At 33.5% G+C, this 18,527-nt stretch carries 10 protein-coding genes; 3 read left to right on the top strand and 7 right to left on the bottom strand.

What is annotated here, in order from left to right; translation table 11 throughout:
• Positions 1 to 26: 26 nt before the first annotated feature.
• From EYD46_RS02335 to EYD46_RS02315, 5 genes are all read right to left on the bottom strand, one after another.
• Entirely contained in the window at positions 27 to 2,324 is a 2,298-nt protein-coding gene (locus tag EYD46_RS02335; protein ID WP_130935441.1) for a GH92 family glycosyl hydrolase, read from the bottom strand.
• 4 nt (positions 2,325 to 2,328) lie between these two features.
• Positions 2,329 to 3,957: a glycoside hydrolase family 28 protein gene (locus EYD46_RS02330; protein ID WP_130935440.1), complete on the bottom strand. Its 1,629-nt coding sequence runs from the start codon at positions 3,955 to 3,957 to the stop codon at positions 2,329 to 2,331.
• 3 nt (positions 3,958 to 3,960) lie between these two features.
• Positions 3,961 to 6,036, bottom strand: a complete 2,076-nt coding sequence (locus EYD46_RS02325) for a GH92 family glycosyl hydrolase (protein ID WP_130935439.1) — start codon at positions 6,034 to 6,036, stop codon at positions 3,961 to 3,963.
• Positions 6,037 to 6,151: 115 nt separating this feature from the next.
• Positions 6,152 to 7,810: a RagB/SusD family nutrient uptake outer membrane protein gene (locus EYD46_RS02320; RefSeq protein WP_130935438.1), complete on the bottom strand. Its 1,659-nt coding sequence runs from the start codon at positions 7,808 to 7,810 to the stop codon at positions 6,152 to 6,154.
• Positions 7,811 to 7,828: 18 nt separating this feature from the next.
• Complete coding sequence (locus EYD46_RS02315) at positions 7,829 to 10,882, bottom strand: SusC/RagA family TonB-linked outer membrane protein (protein ID WP_130935437.1); 3,054 nt, start codon at positions 10,880 to 10,882, stop codon at positions 7,829 to 7,831.
• A 380-nt stretch (positions 10,883 to 11,262) separates the two neighbouring features.
• Between EYD46_RS02315 and EYD46_RS02310 the strand changes: the two genes are divergently transcribed.
• From EYD46_RS02310 to EYD46_RS02300, 3 genes are all read left to right on the top strand, one after another.
• Positions 11,263 to 12,132, top strand: a complete 870-nt coding sequence (locus tag EYD46_RS02310) for an inositol oxygenase family protein (protein ID WP_130935436.1) — start codon at positions 11,263 to 11,265, stop codon at positions 12,130 to 12,132.
• A 33-nt stretch (positions 12,133 to 12,165) separates the two neighbouring features.
• The gene (locus tag EYD46_RS02305) at positions 12,166 to 13,740 is read left to right on the top strand and encodes a solute:sodium symporter family transporter (protein ID WP_130935435.1); all 1,575 of its coding nucleotides are present in this window, start codon (positions 12,166 to 12,168) and stop codon (positions 13,738 to 13,740) included.
• 175 nt (positions 13,741 to 13,915) lie between these two features.
• On the top strand, positions 13,916 to 14,932 hold the full coding sequence (locus tag EYD46_RS02300; protein WP_130935434.1) for a LacI family DNA-binding transcriptional regulator: 1,017 nt from the start codon (positions 13,916 to 13,918) through the stop codon (positions 14,930 to 14,932).
• 11 nt (positions 14,933 to 14,943) lie between these two features.
• On the opposite strand, the gene EYD46_RS02295 is transcribed toward EYD46_RS02300, so the two are convergent.
• The gene (locus EYD46_RS02295) at positions 14,944 to 16,551 is read right to left on the bottom strand and encodes a UxaA family hydrolase (protein WP_130935433.1); all 1,608 of its coding nucleotides are present in this window, start codon (positions 16,549 to 16,551) and stop codon (positions 14,944 to 14,946) included.
• A 30-nt stretch (positions 16,552 to 16,581) separates the two neighbouring features.
• Positions 16,582 to 18,024, bottom strand: a complete 1,443-nt coding sequence (locus EYD46_RS02290) for a tagaturonate reductase (protein ID WP_130935432.1) — start codon at positions 18,022 to 18,024, stop codon at positions 16,582 to 16,584.
• Positions 18,025 to 18,527 lie beyond the last annotated feature (503 nt).

Below are 18,527 nucleotides of genomic sequence, written 5' to 3'. Positions count from 1 at the left end.
AAACCTTTTTCAATCTGCATGACAGACTACTTTGTCCCAGTCATTTCAAGTTTTAGCACCCCGCCGTTGGTAAAGGATTTATGAGACACATTAAATTTAGGCAAATCCTCGTTATTAAAAGAGGCCTCTTTTATGAAAACATTAGAACTGCTATTGTTTACGGATTGAATCTCCAAAGTCTTTCCTGAATAATACTCTGGATGTAATTGGATGGTTACCTTATCAAAAATAGGACTTCCTATTTGATACTCTGGATTTTCCTCGGTACCTCCATTAACTTGAAACAGCCCAATTTTTATTAAAACGGCTAAGCTACCCATAAGGCCTTGGTCTTCATCGCCATTATATCCTGTGGATGGCGCTAAACCACCAAAAACCTTGGAAGCCACTTGCCTAGACCAATAGTGGGTTAAATCTGGTCTATCTAATTTATTAAAAATAAAGGCTGTTTGAATAGATGGTTGGTTACCATAATTTATAGGGATTTTACGATACTCTGGGTGCAATTCTGAAGCATGCGATGTGCCCGAAGTAAAGTTTAATTGTTCCGCTTGTTTAAATTGTGTATTTAATTTTTCAACAGCTTTGTCCTTGCCTCCCATAAGTTCAGCAAGTCCATCGTAATCATGAGGTACAAACCAAGTAGATTGCGCGCCATTGGATTCTATAAATCCTTCTTCGTAGGTATACGGACTATAGTCTGCCTGCACTTTACCATCCACATTTTTGGCTTGCATCCAGCCCTCATCATTTAAAAGTGTAGCATAATTTTTTGAACGTTTTGTAAAGTACTCATAATCTTCCGTTTTATTCAGCTTCAATGCTAATTGTGCCAATACCCAATCTTGATAGGCATACTCTAAAGTTAAACCTGCACCATCTTGATGTCCGCCAAACTTCCCTTTAGGATTAGGATGTGGCACAAAGCCTTTTTCCATATAGAAATCCAGTCCGCCACCAATATTGGTTTTATGCTCATAACCCGCTTTTTCCATGATACCACCTTCTACATGATTTTTCTTCAAAGCATCATAAATATCTTCTAGATTTTCCTTTAAAATACCTTTTTGAATCGCGCTGACAAAAAACGGTGTGGCTGGGGCGCCTGTCATAACGTAGGTGTAATTTCCACCTGATGGCCCTCTAGGAACCAAGCCTCCATCTTTATAATATTGAAGAAAAGACATGGCAAACTCTTCATAAATATCTGGGTAAGCTAGTCCCCAGAGTGTATTTAGTGTCCATTGCGCTCCCCAAAGCGCATCAGAATTGTAATGATTAAATTTTGGTTTTCCTGAAGCATCCAATGGCAATTGCCCAATCTTAAATTTACCTCCAGTATTATCAGGATACGCACCATTGACATCACTAATAATACGTCTGCCCTGAAGCGCATGCCATAAATCTGTATAAAAACGTCTTTGTTGTTTTTCGGTATTACCTTCAACCTTTACTCTACTTAATAACGAATTCCAATGGTCTTTGGAATCTTGAACAACCGTTTCAAAATCCCAGTGAGGTAACTCTGTTTTAAGATTCAAATGTGCATTTTCTTCTGAAGTATACGAAATGGCCACTTTCATTAGTAATGGTTTTTCCAAATCAGAAAAATGCATGAGGTAATTTCCCGTTGCTTCATCTTTTTGTAATTCGGTCACTGGAGCATCGAGACTTACCCTAAAGAATACCTTAAATTCTTGAGGTCTTCTGTGGGTTGGTGTTGCCACTACTGAACCCTCAAATTCCGTATCATTAATTTGGCGTAATTCGCCTTGGGCATTATCTGATGGTCCAAGTATGGTATTCAAATTAAATAGAACGGCATTTTTGGTGTTTTCTGGAAAGGTATATTTATGAAAACCCACTCTTGTGGTGCTGGTAAGCTCTGTTTTAATACCATAACGTTGTAGTTTCAAGCTATGATAACCCGGTGTTACCGTCTCATCATCATGACTAAATTTTGAATAAAAATCTTCGAAAACACCATTAGTATTCTCGTCAGAAAGCATTACCGGCATAACCGACACACCCGATATTTGCCAACCATGTATATGGCTAAAACCCTTAATGGTATCGGTTTTATAACGATAACCACTACCCCAAGCACCGTCTATTTCGTTATCTGGACTTAGGTTTACCATGCCAAACGGGCGACATGCTGATGAAAAGAAAAACCATCTGGAATTCTCTGTATCTAAATGCGGATATACCAAACTCGCGTAATCTATTGCTTTATTGGTTGTATCAACATTTGTTTTATCTTCATTTTTACATGAAAACAGTATACTTAAAACGGTTATTGTTACTATGAAATATTTTCTCATGCAGTTACTTAATTACTAGAATATTTTCTTTTATGGCATCACTATGTGTGAAATTTTCTTTTCCCTCAAAAACGAATTGTTTGTGGGTAGTTTCTGGAACTGTGACGCTTTCTAAATGTACACCATCAACACCATGGAACACAAAAGCTGGTCTAAAATCGTGATGTTCTAACATTAAATTTACGTTTTTATATGTAATGTTGTTTGCATGTTTTACATAAAAACCCCATGCTGGCAACTCGCCAAACATTGAAAATTCTGGATAATCTTTTATTTTCTCGGGCACTTGTTCCAATCTGCTTAATGGCACATAAGCCATCCCTTTTGATGCTCTTCCTGGATATGTAATTTCTACATTTTCGATGGTTACATTTTCAATGTTGTGCCCAGGAATACCAACAATGGAAGATGGAAAAGGGTTATGGAAGAAGTCTACTTCAGGTCCTCGTAAATCGTAATCTATGTCGGGTCTTCCAAAGGGCACCTCCACTTTGATATCTTTAATATGAATATTTTTTACTGCTCCAGGTGCATCTCCGCCCCTATGCCCTAATCTTATAAAAATGGCATTGCCTGTATTTTTCGCTATGATATTTGATACATTGATGTTTTCAATAACACCGCCATCTACACTTTCAATAGCTATGGCTGAGCGGAACGTATCGTATACTTCTATACTATCAATGGTTACGTTTTTAAATCCACCGTAAGAAGCTGTTCCAAATTTTAAGGCGCTAGCGCTACTTCTTATTTTACAATTTGCTATGTAAATGCTATCGTTGTAATAGGCTGGGAAGTATGATTTTAGGCAGATACCGTCATCTGCTGAATTTACATCACAATTTGTGATTTGTACATTTTTGCAATCGGTAATATCCATACCGTCGTTATTCCAATAAGCTCTATTGATAATTTTTAAATTATCTAGTTTCAATTTTTCACATAATTCGAAAGACAATCCCCAGCAAGCTCCATTTTGAAGATGTAGGTCTAAAATATCTACATTTTTACACATCGAAAATCTGAACAACTTAGGTCTTGCTGTTTCATTGGGGCGCATGCGCCTGTAGTTATATTTTGGGTCTTTGCGTTCTCCAGAATGGTGTAAGCTGTCAATATTTAAAGCCAATGCTCTTCCTTGACCGTCTATTTTTCCTTGACCATATATCTTAAAATTGTTGGCCTTATAAGCCACCAAAAATGCCATGTTGGAATAGTCATCGCGCTTGGGAGATTCAGGACGTTCTGGCATTGGCACATCTGAATAATGATAGGGATTTGTACTTCCCAACAATACAGCATCTTCTTTTAAATAAAGACTTACGTTAGATTTCATTACCAAACCTCCTGAAAGATATTGCCCTTTAGGAAATACCAAGGTACCCCCATTTTCCTTATGTACCTTATCTATTAATTGTTGTAATGCTATGGTGTTTAGGGTTGTGCTATTACCAACTATACCATAATCTGTAACCAGATATTCTGTATCGTTGGTCTTTTTTATATAATTCTTATTTATTTCAATTTGAGAGACATTTACAGCTGTTTTTGGTGTTTCGTTACACGACCAAAAAATTAAGGTCAGTAACAACACGTATAAAACAGAACTATTAAATTTTGTCTTGTATGTCATTTTCTAATTTTGTTTTCCCCAAAGTGTATTGGGCATGTCTGTTAATTCAAATTGTAAAACGCCTCCTTTAGAAATTAAATTAAAGTCTATAATACTTGAATTAATTTCTGCGCCATTCCATGTAACTTTTTGAATGTAAATTGTATTTGGTGTTCTGCCATTGATTATAATTTCCAATGGTTTGCCTTTTGTCTTTATGGTTATCTTATCAAATTGTGGTACTGTTAATGCTAACTGCGTACTTCCCGGAAACAGAGGGTAAAGCCCCATTGTGGACCAAACGTACCATGAGGACATAGTGCCTGCATCATCATCCATTTCTTTGATATACCCATTTGGTGTTGCCGTAAATATTTTTTTTACAATTGGTGTTTCAAACTTTTCGTGGGTACCGTACCAGTTATTAGTGACCTTGTTGAGTAACTTGTCTACTAATTGTTGTGTTTTCCACGGCGAATTGGTGTAGTTATACAAATAAGGCACTTGAATATCTGGTTGATTACCAATATTAAACAGTTCATTATCAAAGAAATAATCTAATTGATTTTCAAATTCGTCTTTGCCTCCCATCATGGTTTGAATGCCTTGCATATCAAAAGGCACAAACCATCGGTATTGCCACAGGGTGCCTTCGTACAACCCATCGCCATGCATGACATCTGAGTTTTCATCCATGTTCATAAATTTATTCTCCCACGTTGTTTTATATTCAAAAGCGCGTGCTCTGTAAAATTCTGCATCTACGTCTTTTCCTAATATTTCAGAAATTTCAGAGAGCGCCCATAAATCGTAACTGGATTCCAAAACATTGTCTGGCGATTTAAAAGGCAGGTGTTTTGCTTCTTCCTTTAATTCGTCATAAATTTCATTTAAATCAAATGGTAGAATTCCTTTTCTATAAGCATCGAGCAACATGACCATGCTATGCTCAGTCCTTATGGTTAAAAACGGTTCTGTTTCTGTTGCCCAATCTGGTTTGCCTTGCTTGTATAATCGTTTTAAGGATAATAACATGTCTTGATATCTCTCCGGATAAACCAAAGAAAACAGAGGCAACTTTGTTCTAAATGTGTCCCAAATAGACCATCCGTGATAAGTTGGTGTTTTGCTATTATACAGTTTATTGTCACTTCCTCTTACCTCGCCGTTATCATCATTTATCATAAATGGAGACTGTGTGGCATGGTATAGGTGGGTGTAAAACATGGTTTTAAGCGAATCGTTTTTGGTTTCTACATCTACAACATCCAGTAAGTCGTTCCACTGTTTTTTTGAAGCATTTTTAACCGTTTCGAAATCAAAATTCAAACTCTGGATTAAATTATAACTAGCATTAGCCTTACTTACACTAGATAAAGCGACTCTTAATACGACCTCTTCATCTTTCTTGGTTTTAAACTGAAAGGATACCGTTGATGAATCATTAGAAATCCCTATGTCTCCCTTATTTAAAGCCAATGCATAATAGAACGTATACTTACCCTTTTTACAAACATTTATACTTGTTACCTTTCCACTAATAATGCCTTTGCTAATTTGATGTTCTTCTGAAACGTGTCCCACAAATGAGCTGGCCAAATCAATAGATATTCCTGAGTTTTCAGACTCGGGGAATGTATATTTATGAAATGCAACCTGTCTTGTACCTGTCAATTCTGTAGTAACACCGTTATTTAAATCAACTTTGTAGTATCCAGCCAAAGCCGTTTCACTTTCTTTTTTGAAGCGTAATTTTTTTGAGATGGAATCTTGTTCTGAAATCACAAAAGGCAGTACTCGTAAATTACCGCCTACACCTCTACAGCCTACACCAGAAAATCTCGTATTTGAAAACCCGATAATTTCTTTGGCCATATAGTCGTACCCAGAATGTGCTATAGGATTGGTATCAGGCCCTGGTTTTACCATACCAAATGGTACCGAAGCCGATACATCTGTTTGTCCGTGGTCATCTGCGGTACAGATGAAAGGGTTTATGTAGTCTACGTTTTGTTTTGATTCGACTACAGCAACATCAGCATGTCTTTTACATCCTAAAAATGTTAAGAATAATATAATTGCGAAATGAGGTTTAATCATAAAACTGCCTTCAAATTATAAAGGCAGACAAAAAACATTCATCTGCCCTTATAAAAACTAAACTAACTCAAACTAATTACTACTCAAAAATCAAATTTTTGTATGAATTTCACTCTTAATAGTTAGGATTTTGACTTAAAGATCCTTCAGATAGAGCAACCTCATTATCTGGAATTGGTCTTAATAAATGAGTTCCTGCACTAAATGCACCGTGATCTATAATATGTGGGTTATACATACCAATACGAGCTTCCAACCTTCCTGTACGCTTTAATATTGCCCAACGATCTTCCTCTCCTGCAAGTTCAATAGCCCTTTCATCAAGAATTGTATCTATATCAATTGAAGTATAATGATTTGCTACACCTGTAGCACGTTCTCTTACTCTATTCAAATGACTTAATGCAGATGAAGTATTACCTGCACCCAGATGAGCTTCAGCTGCAATTAAATGCGTTTCTGCAATTCTGAATAAAAAAGTATCTCTAGACCCACCATTTTCTGCATCAATACCTATATCATCAAACTTTTTAAATATTGGAAAATTTGTTCTCAAAACGTTTGAAGAATATTGATAAATAACTCCTGGTACATTATCTGGAAGCCCAAATAAATATTGATCTGGTTGGTACACCCAATATCTATTTAACTTATCGGCCAATTCTGCAGCGTCAATAGGTTCTTTAGGGTAATACACAACTGTATCTCCTACAACAACATTATCAGTTCCCTCTGGAGATGTGAATGTACCCTCTTCATCTGCAAATAACACTCTATGCAATGTTACTTCATCTCTTGAATCATTGTTTGCCAATAATTCAAAGAAACGAGGCGTTGGCATTAAACCAGTGTTATTAGCTCCATAAGGATTAGCTCTTCCTATACCAACATAATTATCGACAGGATTCATAAAAATTCCATGCTTATTATTATTCCTGTCATCAAAATTACCCCCAGGCCCATATTGAACTGCAAATAGAACCTCAGGATTTACTTGATTACCGTAATCGAATACTTGCGCATAGGTTTGACTTCTTATATCATAAGACCCAATGGCTTCCTCTGCCAAGCTAGCCGCAGTTGTAAAATCTGAAGCACTACCGAATGATTTATAAGCCCTTGTTAAATATACATCAGCTAATAAATGTCGTGCTGCACTTTTTGACACTCTACCTGTTTGCGGCGCATCTCCTAAATTAGGGATAGCTTCTTCCAAATCTTTAATAATTTGGGTAAAGGCTTCTTCTTCAGAAGATCTCACATAATCTGTACGAATGGAATTAGTTTCGTTCAATTCCAAAACTATACCTCCAAAATGTCTAACCAAATTGTAGAAACCAAGTGCTCTTAAAGCTTTTGCTTGAGCGATTCCATTGTCACGAACGGCTAAATTAGCGTCGCTCCAAGAAATTTGATTCTCATAGCGATTTATAACCGTGTTAGCATCTGATGTTAAACCATAATTAGCACCCCAAAAAAACGCCGAATTACCTTCACTGGCTGTGAGACCAAAATAATCATTTATTGCAAGGTTACTCCTTACATCATCTTGCGAAGTAAACACATCAGTGCCTGGGAACATAATTCCATAACTCTTGTAAACTGCACGTAAATTACCATACATTCCAGCTACTAATTGATCTGCATTGTTTTCATTTATGGAGTTTTCGGCAACTAAACCACCATAAAACTCCTCTTCTATATAGCTTTCACAGGCTGTAAAAATTAAGCCTAGTAATAAAACTATGTTTTGTATTTTAAAAATTGATTTCATTTTCTTAACAATTTATAATTATAATGATACGTTTAATCCAAACAATACTGTTTTGGTCATATATGCAGAACTATAGGAGTTTTGCAAACCAGTCTCTGGATCTGGTCCTTCGTAATCTGTGAAAACAAATGGATTTTGAATATCTAAAGATAATCTCATACCACTAAGGTTTAACTTATCTAACACGTTAGATGGTAGTGTATATGTAAAACCGATATTTCCAATCTTAACAAAATCAAATTCTTCATAATAGTACTCTCCTGGGTGAGCATAAGCCAAGGCTGGTCTTGATGCATCAGGATTATTAGGTGTCCAATAGTCTAAATTAATTTTATTAAACTTAGCTTGGTCATTTTGATAAGGTGCAAAATTTTGATAAAACTCCGAGTGCCCTAAAGATCCCTGACGCGTATTAATTTGAACTCTCGCTTCAAAATTCTTGTAAGTGAAGATATTTGTCATGCCACCAAACCAATCTGGTGTAGGACTTCCAATAACAACTTTGTCATCATTATTGATTACACCATCATTATTTTGATCCACAAATTTATATTGCCCAGGTCTCGCTCCAAATGTAGCTGCTTCAGCATATTCATCTAACTGCCATATACCATCATTTTCAAAAGAAAAAATAGCTGCTGGATCTTCTCCAACTTTTGTTACACCGTGACGTCCAAATGGTACTTCTTCAACATCGCCTTCGATCTTTAAGATTTCAGCTTCGTTTTTTGAAAAGTTAAGACTTGTACGCCATCTAAAATCCTCAGTTTGTATGTTAGTTGTATTCAATACGACCTCAACACCTCTGTTTCTTACCTCTCCAAAGTTCCCTATTGCAGAACCAAAACCAGAAACAGCTAACAAGCTTCTAGGAAACAAGCTCCCATCTGTATCTTTATTATAATAATCTACGGTTAAGTTTACTCTATTATTAAATAGTCCTAAATCTATACCGATGTTAGTTTCTGTAGTTACCGCCCATGTTAATTCACTATTAGGCAAACCTGCAATGACCTGTGTAGTCACTAAATCGTCTCCAAATAAATAGGTACCTCCACTTAAAGATGAAAAAGACTGATATGCCCCTATTGTATCAATATTTCCTGTTTGTCCATAGGTTAAACGTACTTTCATATTATTAAGCCAAGACAGATTTTGCATAAACTCTTCTTGAGATACTTTCCATGCAAACGCCGCTGAAGGGAAAAAATCCCATTTATTACCTACTGCTAAACGAGAAGCACCATCATAACGACCAGTAAGTGTAAATAAATACTTGTCTTTATGAGAATAGTTTAACCTAGCTGCAAAAGACGCTATATTATCCTTAATAAAACCACTGTTGAATTCACGTACATCTGTACCTTGTCCCGTATTAAAGAACAAAAACTCATCCGCCAAATTACGTGTTTGTATATTTCCTCTTTCAAATTCTTTATGATATAAAGAAGAAATCAACGTGGCTGCTAAATTGTTATTATCATCAATATCAAAATTCATGTTGGCAATGTTATCCCAAGTATATGTAACTATGGATGCTGATTGATAAATAGCTCTAGTTCTACCTGGATCATTTCTAGCTGCTTTTGTTAACAAAGCTCTGTGTTCCCCAAATCTATTATAAACTAAACTTGGTGAGAATTGTGTTTTTAAGTTTAACCATTTTAATGGCTTATATTCTAAAAATGCATTCGCTATGATGTCAAATCTTTTAGTATTAACTCTCCATGCCCCATTTTTCTCATAAATTGGATTTATGAAACGCTGATCTTGTTCATCTGGTATTAAATCTAAAGTGCCATCGTCTTCAAAAGGATCTACTGTAGAAGGCAAACGGAAAGAACTTCTAAATAATTCCCGGCTACCTTCTTCTCTTTCAGAAAAAGCGATATACGTTTTTACACCAAATGTTAATTGGTCATTTACTTTTTTAGATAGTGACCCCGAAAGGTTATATCTTTCAAAAGCTTCAATACCTACAACACCTTCATCTTTTAAATAGCCTACAGATGCGTTATAAAGTAATCCATCTTGTCCTCCAGATGCAGATAAGGTATGACTGGTTTGAATTCCTGTTTCTTGAAATAGACCAATCCAATCGGTATAATTACCATTTAATGCATTAGCCTGCTCTTCAGCACCTATAAACTCTACTGTTGTATCCGGAACTATGTTATTGTAATCTGCGGCAGACGCTGGTCCAGCATTTAACAAATTACCAAACTCTCTCGCTCTAACAACATCATTAACAAATGCTACATATTCATCCCCATTATAAAAATTTGGAGAGTTTACTACACTACGTATACCAAAAGTAGCATCATAATTAAAGCGTGTTCTTCCTTCAATACCACTTTTTGTAGTTATTATAACAACACCATTAGCACCTCTTGCTCCATATATAGCAGTAGATGATGCATCCTTAAGAATATCAATTTGTTGAATATCTGCAGGGTTGAGTGCGTTAATATTATCTACAAAAATCCCATCTACTACATATAAAGGAGATCCTAAATCACTTGTAGGATCATCACTCACACCGTCATTACCTTGATTGTTGTTTCTAAGAGCACCATTACCTCTTACAGTAATCGAAAGCGGAGCTCCGGGCTTATTATTTAAAGTTCTAACATCTACACCCGCTAAACGCCCCTGTAAAGCTTGACCAATATCTGTTTTTCTCTGTTCCACCACATCACCACTCCCTATTGAAGCCACTGATCCTGTTAAATCTGTCCGCTTTACACTTCCATAACCTATCACAACAACTTCTTCTAACTTTGCAGTATCTTCTGATAATTTTACATCTAGCTTAGCTTGACCAGAATAACTTATTTCTTGTGTCTGGTAACCTAAATACGAGAATACAATAACATCTCCATTACTAGCTTGTATTTCATAATTACCATCAAAATCTGTTGATGTACCAGTTGAAGTACCTTTAATAAGTACATTAACCCCAGGTATTGGTACACTTTGTTCATCAGTAACAACACCAGATATATTATCCTGTGCAAAAACTGATAAAGCACCTATAAAAAAGGCAATCAATAATAGTTTTAGTTTTTTCATTTTAATAAATTTAGATTAGTCAAAATTATATTCGTTAAAATTAAGTTAAGACCCAAAGTTTGATATGGAGTTTTACATCAAAAACATGGAAATATCATTTAAAATAGACTAAAATATTAAGCTTTGCCTGACATTAAATTAGGTTTAAACTTGAGCTTCTATTTAAAAAAAAACATGCTAAACAAATAAATAATAAGATTGCTGCTGATTAAATAATCCATATAAATAAACTATTAGTCCATCACACCAAATACCTCTGTGATTAAATTTGTTATGAACTGGTTTTACATCATTTCTCATTTACTAATGTGTTGATAGTTATTAAACTAATCGATTTAAGAATGAGAAATTAGCGAATAAAAATTAAATATGTTAGTAGCATGAAAAAAACATCAATAAATCAACCTCTTGAAAACATAGAACACTGGGAAGAAGATTTAATTAAAAGGTACCCAGAACCAAATACTACTAGTAAAGAAAAAGAAGGCTTTAGAGATTATGAAGATTCTGAAAGAGCTGAAACTGTAAAAGAGTTCTATAGGCTTAATCATACATTTCAAACTTATGATTTTGTCTCTAAAAAAGAGAACGATTTTTTACAATTCAACAGAAAAGAAATGTCTATTTGGGAAGCTGTAGACTTTTTAAACACATTAGTGGATGACAGCGATCCTGATATTGATCTGGATCAATTACAGCATTTACTACAAACCTCTGAAGCTATTAGGGCTGATGGTCATCCCGACTGGTTTGTTTTAACGGGGTTTTTACATGATGTTGGTAAAGTACTTTGCTTATTTGATGAACCTCAGTGGGCTGTTGTTGGCGATACATTTCCTGTTGGATGTAAATTCTCTGATAAAATAGTACATGCTGATTTTTTTGATAAAAATCCAGACTCAACCAATCCTAAATTTAACACTAAATATGGTATTTATTCCCCTAATTGTGGTTTAGACAAGGTTAAGATGAGCTGGGGACATGATGAATATTTATATCAAATATTAAAAGATTATTTGCCCGAACCTGCCTTATATATAATTAGATACCATTCATTTTATGCGCAACACCGTGAAAATGAATACCGTCATTTAATGAATAATAAAGATGTAGAAATGTTTGAATGGGTTAAAAAATTCAACCCTTATGATCTATATACAAAAGCACCAGTAAAACCTGATGTTAAAACGCTTAAACCTTATTATGAAGAACTTGTTAAAAAATATTTACCTGATGTATTAAAATTTTAACAACCAACAGTCAACTAACTAACCTTTATTGAAATGTTTTATACTTACCTAGGCTTTTTTGGGTTTACATTATTTGTAATATTTTATACAACATACAAACTCAGAAAAGATAAATTTACCACTTCTAAAGGTTATTTTTTAGCTGGAAAGAGTTTAACAGGTCCTATTATTGCAGGTTCTATGATTCTAACGAATATCTCCACAGAACATTTGATAGGAATGAACGGGAGCTCTTATAAAAATGGAATAATTATTATTGCTTGGGAGGTAACTTCAGCTATTGCACTAGTTATAGCTGCTATTTATTTTATTCCTAAATTCATCAAAATGGGGTTGACCACAATCCCGGAATTTTTAGAAAGGCGTTTTGATGGCGTTATAAGATCTGTTGTTGCTTTTCTTTTAATGTCTTCGTTTGTTATTACCCTACTGCCTATCGTATTATACTCTGGCGCTATAAATATTGAAAGTGTTTTTGATTTTTCTGAAATGTTCAACATTTCAAAAGGACAATCTTTAATCTATACCGTATTAATTATTGGAGTTATTGGTTCCTTATATGCCATTTTTGGTGGTCTAAAAGCAGTGGCGTATTCAGACTCATTAAATGGAATTGGATTGATGCTAGGAGGTTTGCTAATACCCATTATTGCTTTATATCAAATAGGTAATGGCGATATGTTTAGCGGTTTAAGTACCGTATATAATTTTGCCCCAGATAAGTTTGATATCATCGGAAAACCAGACTCCGTACTCCCCTTTTCTGTATTATTTACGGGTTTAATGATTAATCAACTCTATTTTTGGGGAATGAACCAAGCCATTATACAACGGGCTTTTGGAGCTAAAAACTTAGTTGAAGCTCAAAAAGGATTGATTTATACAGGCATTCTCAAACTCTTTGTACCAGCTATAATTGTATTGCCTGGATTAATTGCGTATTATTATTTTCAGGATCAATATTACGAAACACCAGATTTAATATATCCTATGCTTGTAAAAAAGGTGCTACCTACCTACCTTTTTGGATTTTTTGCTGCTGTTATTCTAGGAGCTGTTTTAAGTACTTTTAATAGTGTTTTAAATTCTGCGAGTACCATATTTTGTTTAGATATTTACAAAAAAATTATTGATAAAAATGCTTCGGATGAAAAGCTGGTTAGATATGGTAAAATTTCATCAGTAGTTTTAGCTATTATAGCCATTGCAGTTGCACCAATGGTTGCTTATGCTCCAGAAGGGTTATATCAATTATTACAGGAACTTAATGGTATCTTTTTTATACCAATTTCTTCGATCATTATAGCGGGCATCTTTTTTAAGCAAATTAATACAAAAGGTGCTAAAGCCGGTTTATTCTTTGGATTTACATTTTATATTCTAACAACATTTATATTGAATTTAGATATTCATTTTGTACATCTTTGGGGTATAGAATTTCTTCTAAACTTCATTATTATGTTTTTAGTTTCAAAAGTTTACCCTTCAAAAGAAAACATGCATTATTACAAAGAAAAAGATATTGAGGAAAAATCATGGTCTAAAGTGAAGCCATACGGTTTTATACTTGTCTTTTTAACAATATTGATATACGTATTGTTATCGTAAAAACTCTAATCGTAATTTTTCAGCTTCTTATATTATACCTCTTTTGGTAATTATTGTATTTATAATTCTATCTCTCTAGAAATGAAAAGGTATTTACAAGAAGTGCTAAGTTTATAGCTATTTTTGATATTAAATTTTTAATTTGCTCTTCTCTCTTGAATCACATTTATAATCGATGTCAAAAAAAACTACTATATACGATATAGCAAAACAGCTTAACCTTACAGCTGCTACTATTTCAAGAGCTTTAAACAATAATCATAGGATCAGTAAGAAAACAAAGGAGTTAGTTCAAAAAACCGCTCAAGAAATGAATTATGAGCAAAATAGGGTAGCAAAAGCTTTAAAGAGTGGTAAAAGCTTTAATGTAGGTGTTATTGTTCCTCGAATTGATAATAATTTCTTTGGTTCCATTATTAGAGGCATTGAAGAAGCTATTCGCCCTCTTGGATATCATGTAATAATTTGTCAAACCCATGAAGATCCTATTATTGAAAAAGAATGTATTGATACACTTATCAATGCACAAGTTGATGGTATTTTAATTTCTACAACACCAAACTCAGAAAAACAAAACTTTGAAAAGATTATAAAAAAAGGAATCCCACTCATTTTTTTTGATCGGAAAAAAAGTTTTGAAGGTGTAAGTTCTGTTACTATAAATGATTTTGATGCTGGATATAAATCTACAAAACACCTCATCGATCAAGGCTATAAAAGAATTGCTCATTTTAGAGGCGATTATTCTGTTGAGATTTTTAAACAAAGATATTTGGGCTACAAACAAGCTTTATTAGATTCTGGACTCAAAATAAATGAGGATTATATTATAAAAACGAAAAGTAATCGTGAAGATGGTAAAAATGCCATTAAAATGTTATTGAAATTAGACAAACGTCCAGATGCGATTTTTTCATCAAGTGATTTTGCTGCTCTCGGAGCTATTAAAGAGTTGAAAAAACAAGATATAAATATACCTAAAGATATAGGTATTGTAGGTTTTAGTAATGAGCCTTTTACTAAATTTATGGAACTATCAATAAGTTCAGTTGATCAATCTCCAATAGAAATTGGCAAAGAAACTGCTGGGGTTTTCATAAAACAAATAAATAACAACTCAATTTTAAAAGAAGAAAAACACATAGTATTAGAACCTAAATTAATAATAAGAGCATCATCTTCTAAAAAATAACTACATAAAAGCTATAGTGACACACCTCTTTTCCAAGGAATAAAATCATCTTGATTTAATAGTTTCGCTTTCGTTTGTATTCTACCACTAGCAACTTCAATAATAAAATTGAGCATTTCATCTGCCATTTCATCTATTGTTTTTTCTCCTCTAATTATAGCGCCTGTTTCAATATCTATAATATCTGGCATTTTTGCTTTAAGTTCTGTATTTGAAGATACTTTAATTACAGGTGCAATAGGGTTTCCTGTTGGAGTTCCTAAACCTGTTGTAAATAAAATTAAGTTGGCTCCTGAGCCCACTAAACCTGTTGTACTTTCTACATCATTACCGGGAGTACACAATAAGTTTAGTCCTGTTTTGGTAATATATTCTCCGTAATCTAAAACACTTTCTACTGGAGAAGTTCCTCCTTTTTTGGCTGCACCAGCAGATTTCATAGCGTCAGTAATTAAACCATCTTTTATGTTGCCTGGAGAGGGATTCATATCAAACCCTGAACCTGCATCTACTACAGATTTTTCATAAGCCTTCATCAACTTTAAAAACTTTTCTCCATCTTTATCATCTACACACCTATTCACAAGTTCTTGTTCTACGCCACACAATTCAGGAAACTCTGCTAAAACAGCTGTTCCCCCCAATGCTACAATTAAATCAGAAACTGCTCCAAGTGTTGGATTTGCAGATATTCCAGAAAAACCATCAGATCCTCCACATTCTAAACCAATTTGTAATTTTGATAATGGTGCTGGTTTTCTTTCTATCTTATTTGCTTCTTTAATAGCTGCAAAAGTATCTTTAATTATAGTAGATAGCATATTATCTACAGTACCCATTTGCTGCTGTTCATAGATTAAAACAGGTTTTTTATTAACTGGATTGATCTTATTTAATGCGTCTTCAAAAATATTTATTTGTAGATTTTGACACCCCAAACTTAGCACTGTAGCTCCAGCAACGTTTGGGTTATTTACATAACCAGCTAACAATTTTGCTAAACTCTCTGCATCTTGTCTAATACCACCACATCCAGAAGCATGTGTAATAAATTTAACATCAATATTTTCAAAAACATCGGTTTGTTTATCTATCTTTTCAACTTCGTCTTCTCCACTTACCAAAGAGCGAAGTAAGATTTGGTGTGGATTCGGTTTTTGCTTAATTAATTCTCTTTCAAAAATATCCTTAAGGATTTCAATATTCCTGTTTTCACAAAAAACTAAAGGAAAAAATAGCCAAACATTTTCTGTACCCACTTGCCCATCATCTCTATGATATCCCAGAAACGTTTTATTCTTCCACTTCTCTACATTTGGGGATTCCCAATTAAAAGATGCTGTTTTACCAAAAACTTTTTCACTTTGATGTGTTACATTATCAACAGTTAAAACATCTCCTTTTTTAATTGTAGTATTTGCTAAACCTACAAGAACACCATACATAATTATCTTATCATTAGGTTTAAAGTTTGCTAATGCTATTTTGTGTTTAGATTTTACATTAGAAACTATTTTTATATCCTCTCCTTCAAAAGACACTAAAGCTCCTGCATTTAAATCAATTAATGCTACAGCAACGTTGTCTGATGCATTTACTTTTATAAGTTTATTTTGCATTTGTTGTTTCGTAATTGTTATCTAAAAAAACTAATAAACTCGAGCATAATTTTCATACCCTTTTTCAATGCCATGTAATTCAATTTCTTTCAAAACCAAAACCATTGTAGGTATTAAACCTGTTACTTGTGTTAAGTCTTGTCCCCAATATGATTTTATACTTAAAATTTGTTTTACTACATTTTCAATATCACTATTACTCCATATTCTAACAAAATTATCCATAACTCTTTCATCATCATTTACTGGTAAAGCTTTACCATTCCATGTACCCTTATAGAACCTTAATAGGCAAGCAAAAGCAAACGTTAAATTAGTTGGCAATTTGTCATGTATCTTAATATATTCTATTAGACTGGGTAAAACTCTTACCTTAAACTTTGAGATAGAATTTAGAGCAATACTTGCTAGTTTGTGGACTATAAATGGATTTTTAAACCGATCAAAAACCTCATTGGCAAAACTATTCAATTCACTTTTTTCCATATTTAAAGTATCGATAACCTCATTAAAAACTAGGTCTTGAATAAATTTCCCTGTAAATTCATTGTCAACAGATTCTTTTACTGTTTCATTTCCATAAAGTAAAGAAAAGGGCACCATAGATGTATGAGCGCCATTTAATATGCGAACCTTTCTTGTTCTGTAAGGTTGCATATCTTCAACTATTTTAACATCTAAATCGGTTTTATCGAATGGCAACTGTTTTTTAAGTTTTTCCCCTCCTTCTATAACCCATAACAGAAAAGTTTCTGCAGAAACAATTAGTTTATCTGAATAGTTTAGTTGGGCATTATAGGCTTCAATATCATCTCTAGGATAGCCAGGAACAATTCTATCCACCAAAGTATTATGAAATGAATTGTGTTCCAAAACCCAATTTTTAAAATCATTTTCTAAATTCCAATCGGAAATATATTTTAAGATGATATCTTTTAATGTGTCTGAATTGTAATTAATAAGCTCACATGGAATTATTGTTAAGCCTTTATCTTTATCTCCATTAAACCAATTGTACCTTTCGTAAAGAAAACAGGTTAATTTTGCCGGAAAAGAACTCGGGGGTTTCATATCTTGGGTATCTCTAGAAACATAAACTATTCCTGCTTCCGTAGTGTTAGAAATTACGAATTCTAAAGACTCTTCCCTAGCAAAACTTATATACTTATTAAAGTCTTCATAAGGATTAACACTAGTAACAATAGTATCAATCAGTTTTTGCTCTTCAATTATTTTACCTTTTTTAACACCTTTTGTAAATAATGTATATAAACCATCTTGATCGTTTAGCATATCTATTACCCCTTTATCAATGGGCTGTATGACTGCTATACCTGCATTAAAATTTGCTTTTTTATTTAGCTCGTAGATTGCGTAGTCTACAAAGGCTCTCAAAAAATTACCTTCTCCAAATTGAACTATTTTTATTGGATTTTTATTTTCTAACCCTTGGTTTTTCCTATTTAATCTCATTTTGTATGCTAATTTAGACTTGCCTTACCTATAATTAAAAATGTAATCGATTACACAAATTTAATATTTTAAATAAAGTTTACAACTAAACAATCATAGATTATTAATCTATCTAATAATCAAAAATATATCAGATTTTAAAAGAAATTAAAAAGAGTTAACTATCTGAGTTGTGGTAGAAAACAGTAAAATAAAACAAAAAACTCAACCTTAGTCTTAGATTGAGCTTCATTACTGATGTTTGGTTTGATTGATGATAGACTTTTGTCGCCTTAGTTATTACTAATTTACTGGCTATTTTATTATGAGAATGTTAGTACTATGTTAAATAAACTGCTATTTATGTTAATTAACAGTTTTAACATTTTTTAATTGCCACCTTCAATACATGTAAAAGCAAAAACATACTAAGCATAAAAGTTTGTATTTCATTGTGCAATCATACCTTTTAAATGAAACTTTCAACAAAATACTTAACAAGCATTAAAGATTTAATTTCAATC

Origin of the sequence: Hyunsoonleella pacifica (assembly GCF_004310335.1) — a bacterium.
Lineage (GTDB): Bacteria > Bacteroidota > Bacteroidia > Flavobacteriales > Flavobacteriaceae > Jejuia > Jejuia pacifica.
The sequence above is the reverse complement of the archived record's forward strand: the minus strand, read 5'-3'. Positions and strand labels throughout refer to the sequence as shown.

Coding starts and splice junctions, on each gene's coding strand:
- EYD46_RS02305 (WP_130935435.1), top strand. CDS start 12,166: ATGTTTTATACTTACCTAGGCTTTTTTGGGTTTACATTATTTGTAATA.
- EYD46_RS02330 (WP_130935440.1), bottom strand. CDS start 3,957: ATGACATACAAGACAAAATTTAATAGTTCTGTTTTATACGTGTTGTTA.
- EYD46_RS02310 (WP_130935436.1), top strand. CDS start 11,263: ATGAAAAAAACATCAATAAATCAACCTCTTGAAAACATAGAACACTGG.
- EYD46_RS02300 (WP_130935434.1), top strand. CDS start 13,916: ATGTCAAAAAAAACTACTATATACGATATAGCAAAACAGCTTAACCTT.
- EYD46_RS02325 (WP_130935439.1), bottom strand. CDS start 6,036: ATGATTAAACCTCATTTCGCAATTATATTATTCTTAACATTTTTAGGA.
- EYD46_RS02320 (WP_130935438.1), bottom strand. CDS start 7,810: ATGAAATCAATTTTTAAAATACAAAACATAGTTTTATTACTAGGCTTA.
- EYD46_RS02295 (WP_130935433.1), bottom strand. CDS start 16,551: ATGCAAAATAAACTTATAAAAGTAAATGCATCAGACAACGTTGCTGTA.
- EYD46_RS02335 (WP_130935441.1), bottom strand. CDS start 2,324: ATGAGAAAATATTTCATAGTAACAATAACCGTTTTAAGTATACTGTTT.
- EYD46_RS02315 (WP_130935437.1), bottom strand. CDS start 10,882: ATGAAAAAACTAAAACTATTATTGATTGCCTTTTTTATAGGTGCTTTA.
- EYD46_RS02290 (WP_130935432.1), bottom strand. CDS start 18,024: ATGAGATTAAATAGGAAAAACCAAGGGTTAGAAAATAAAAATCCAATA.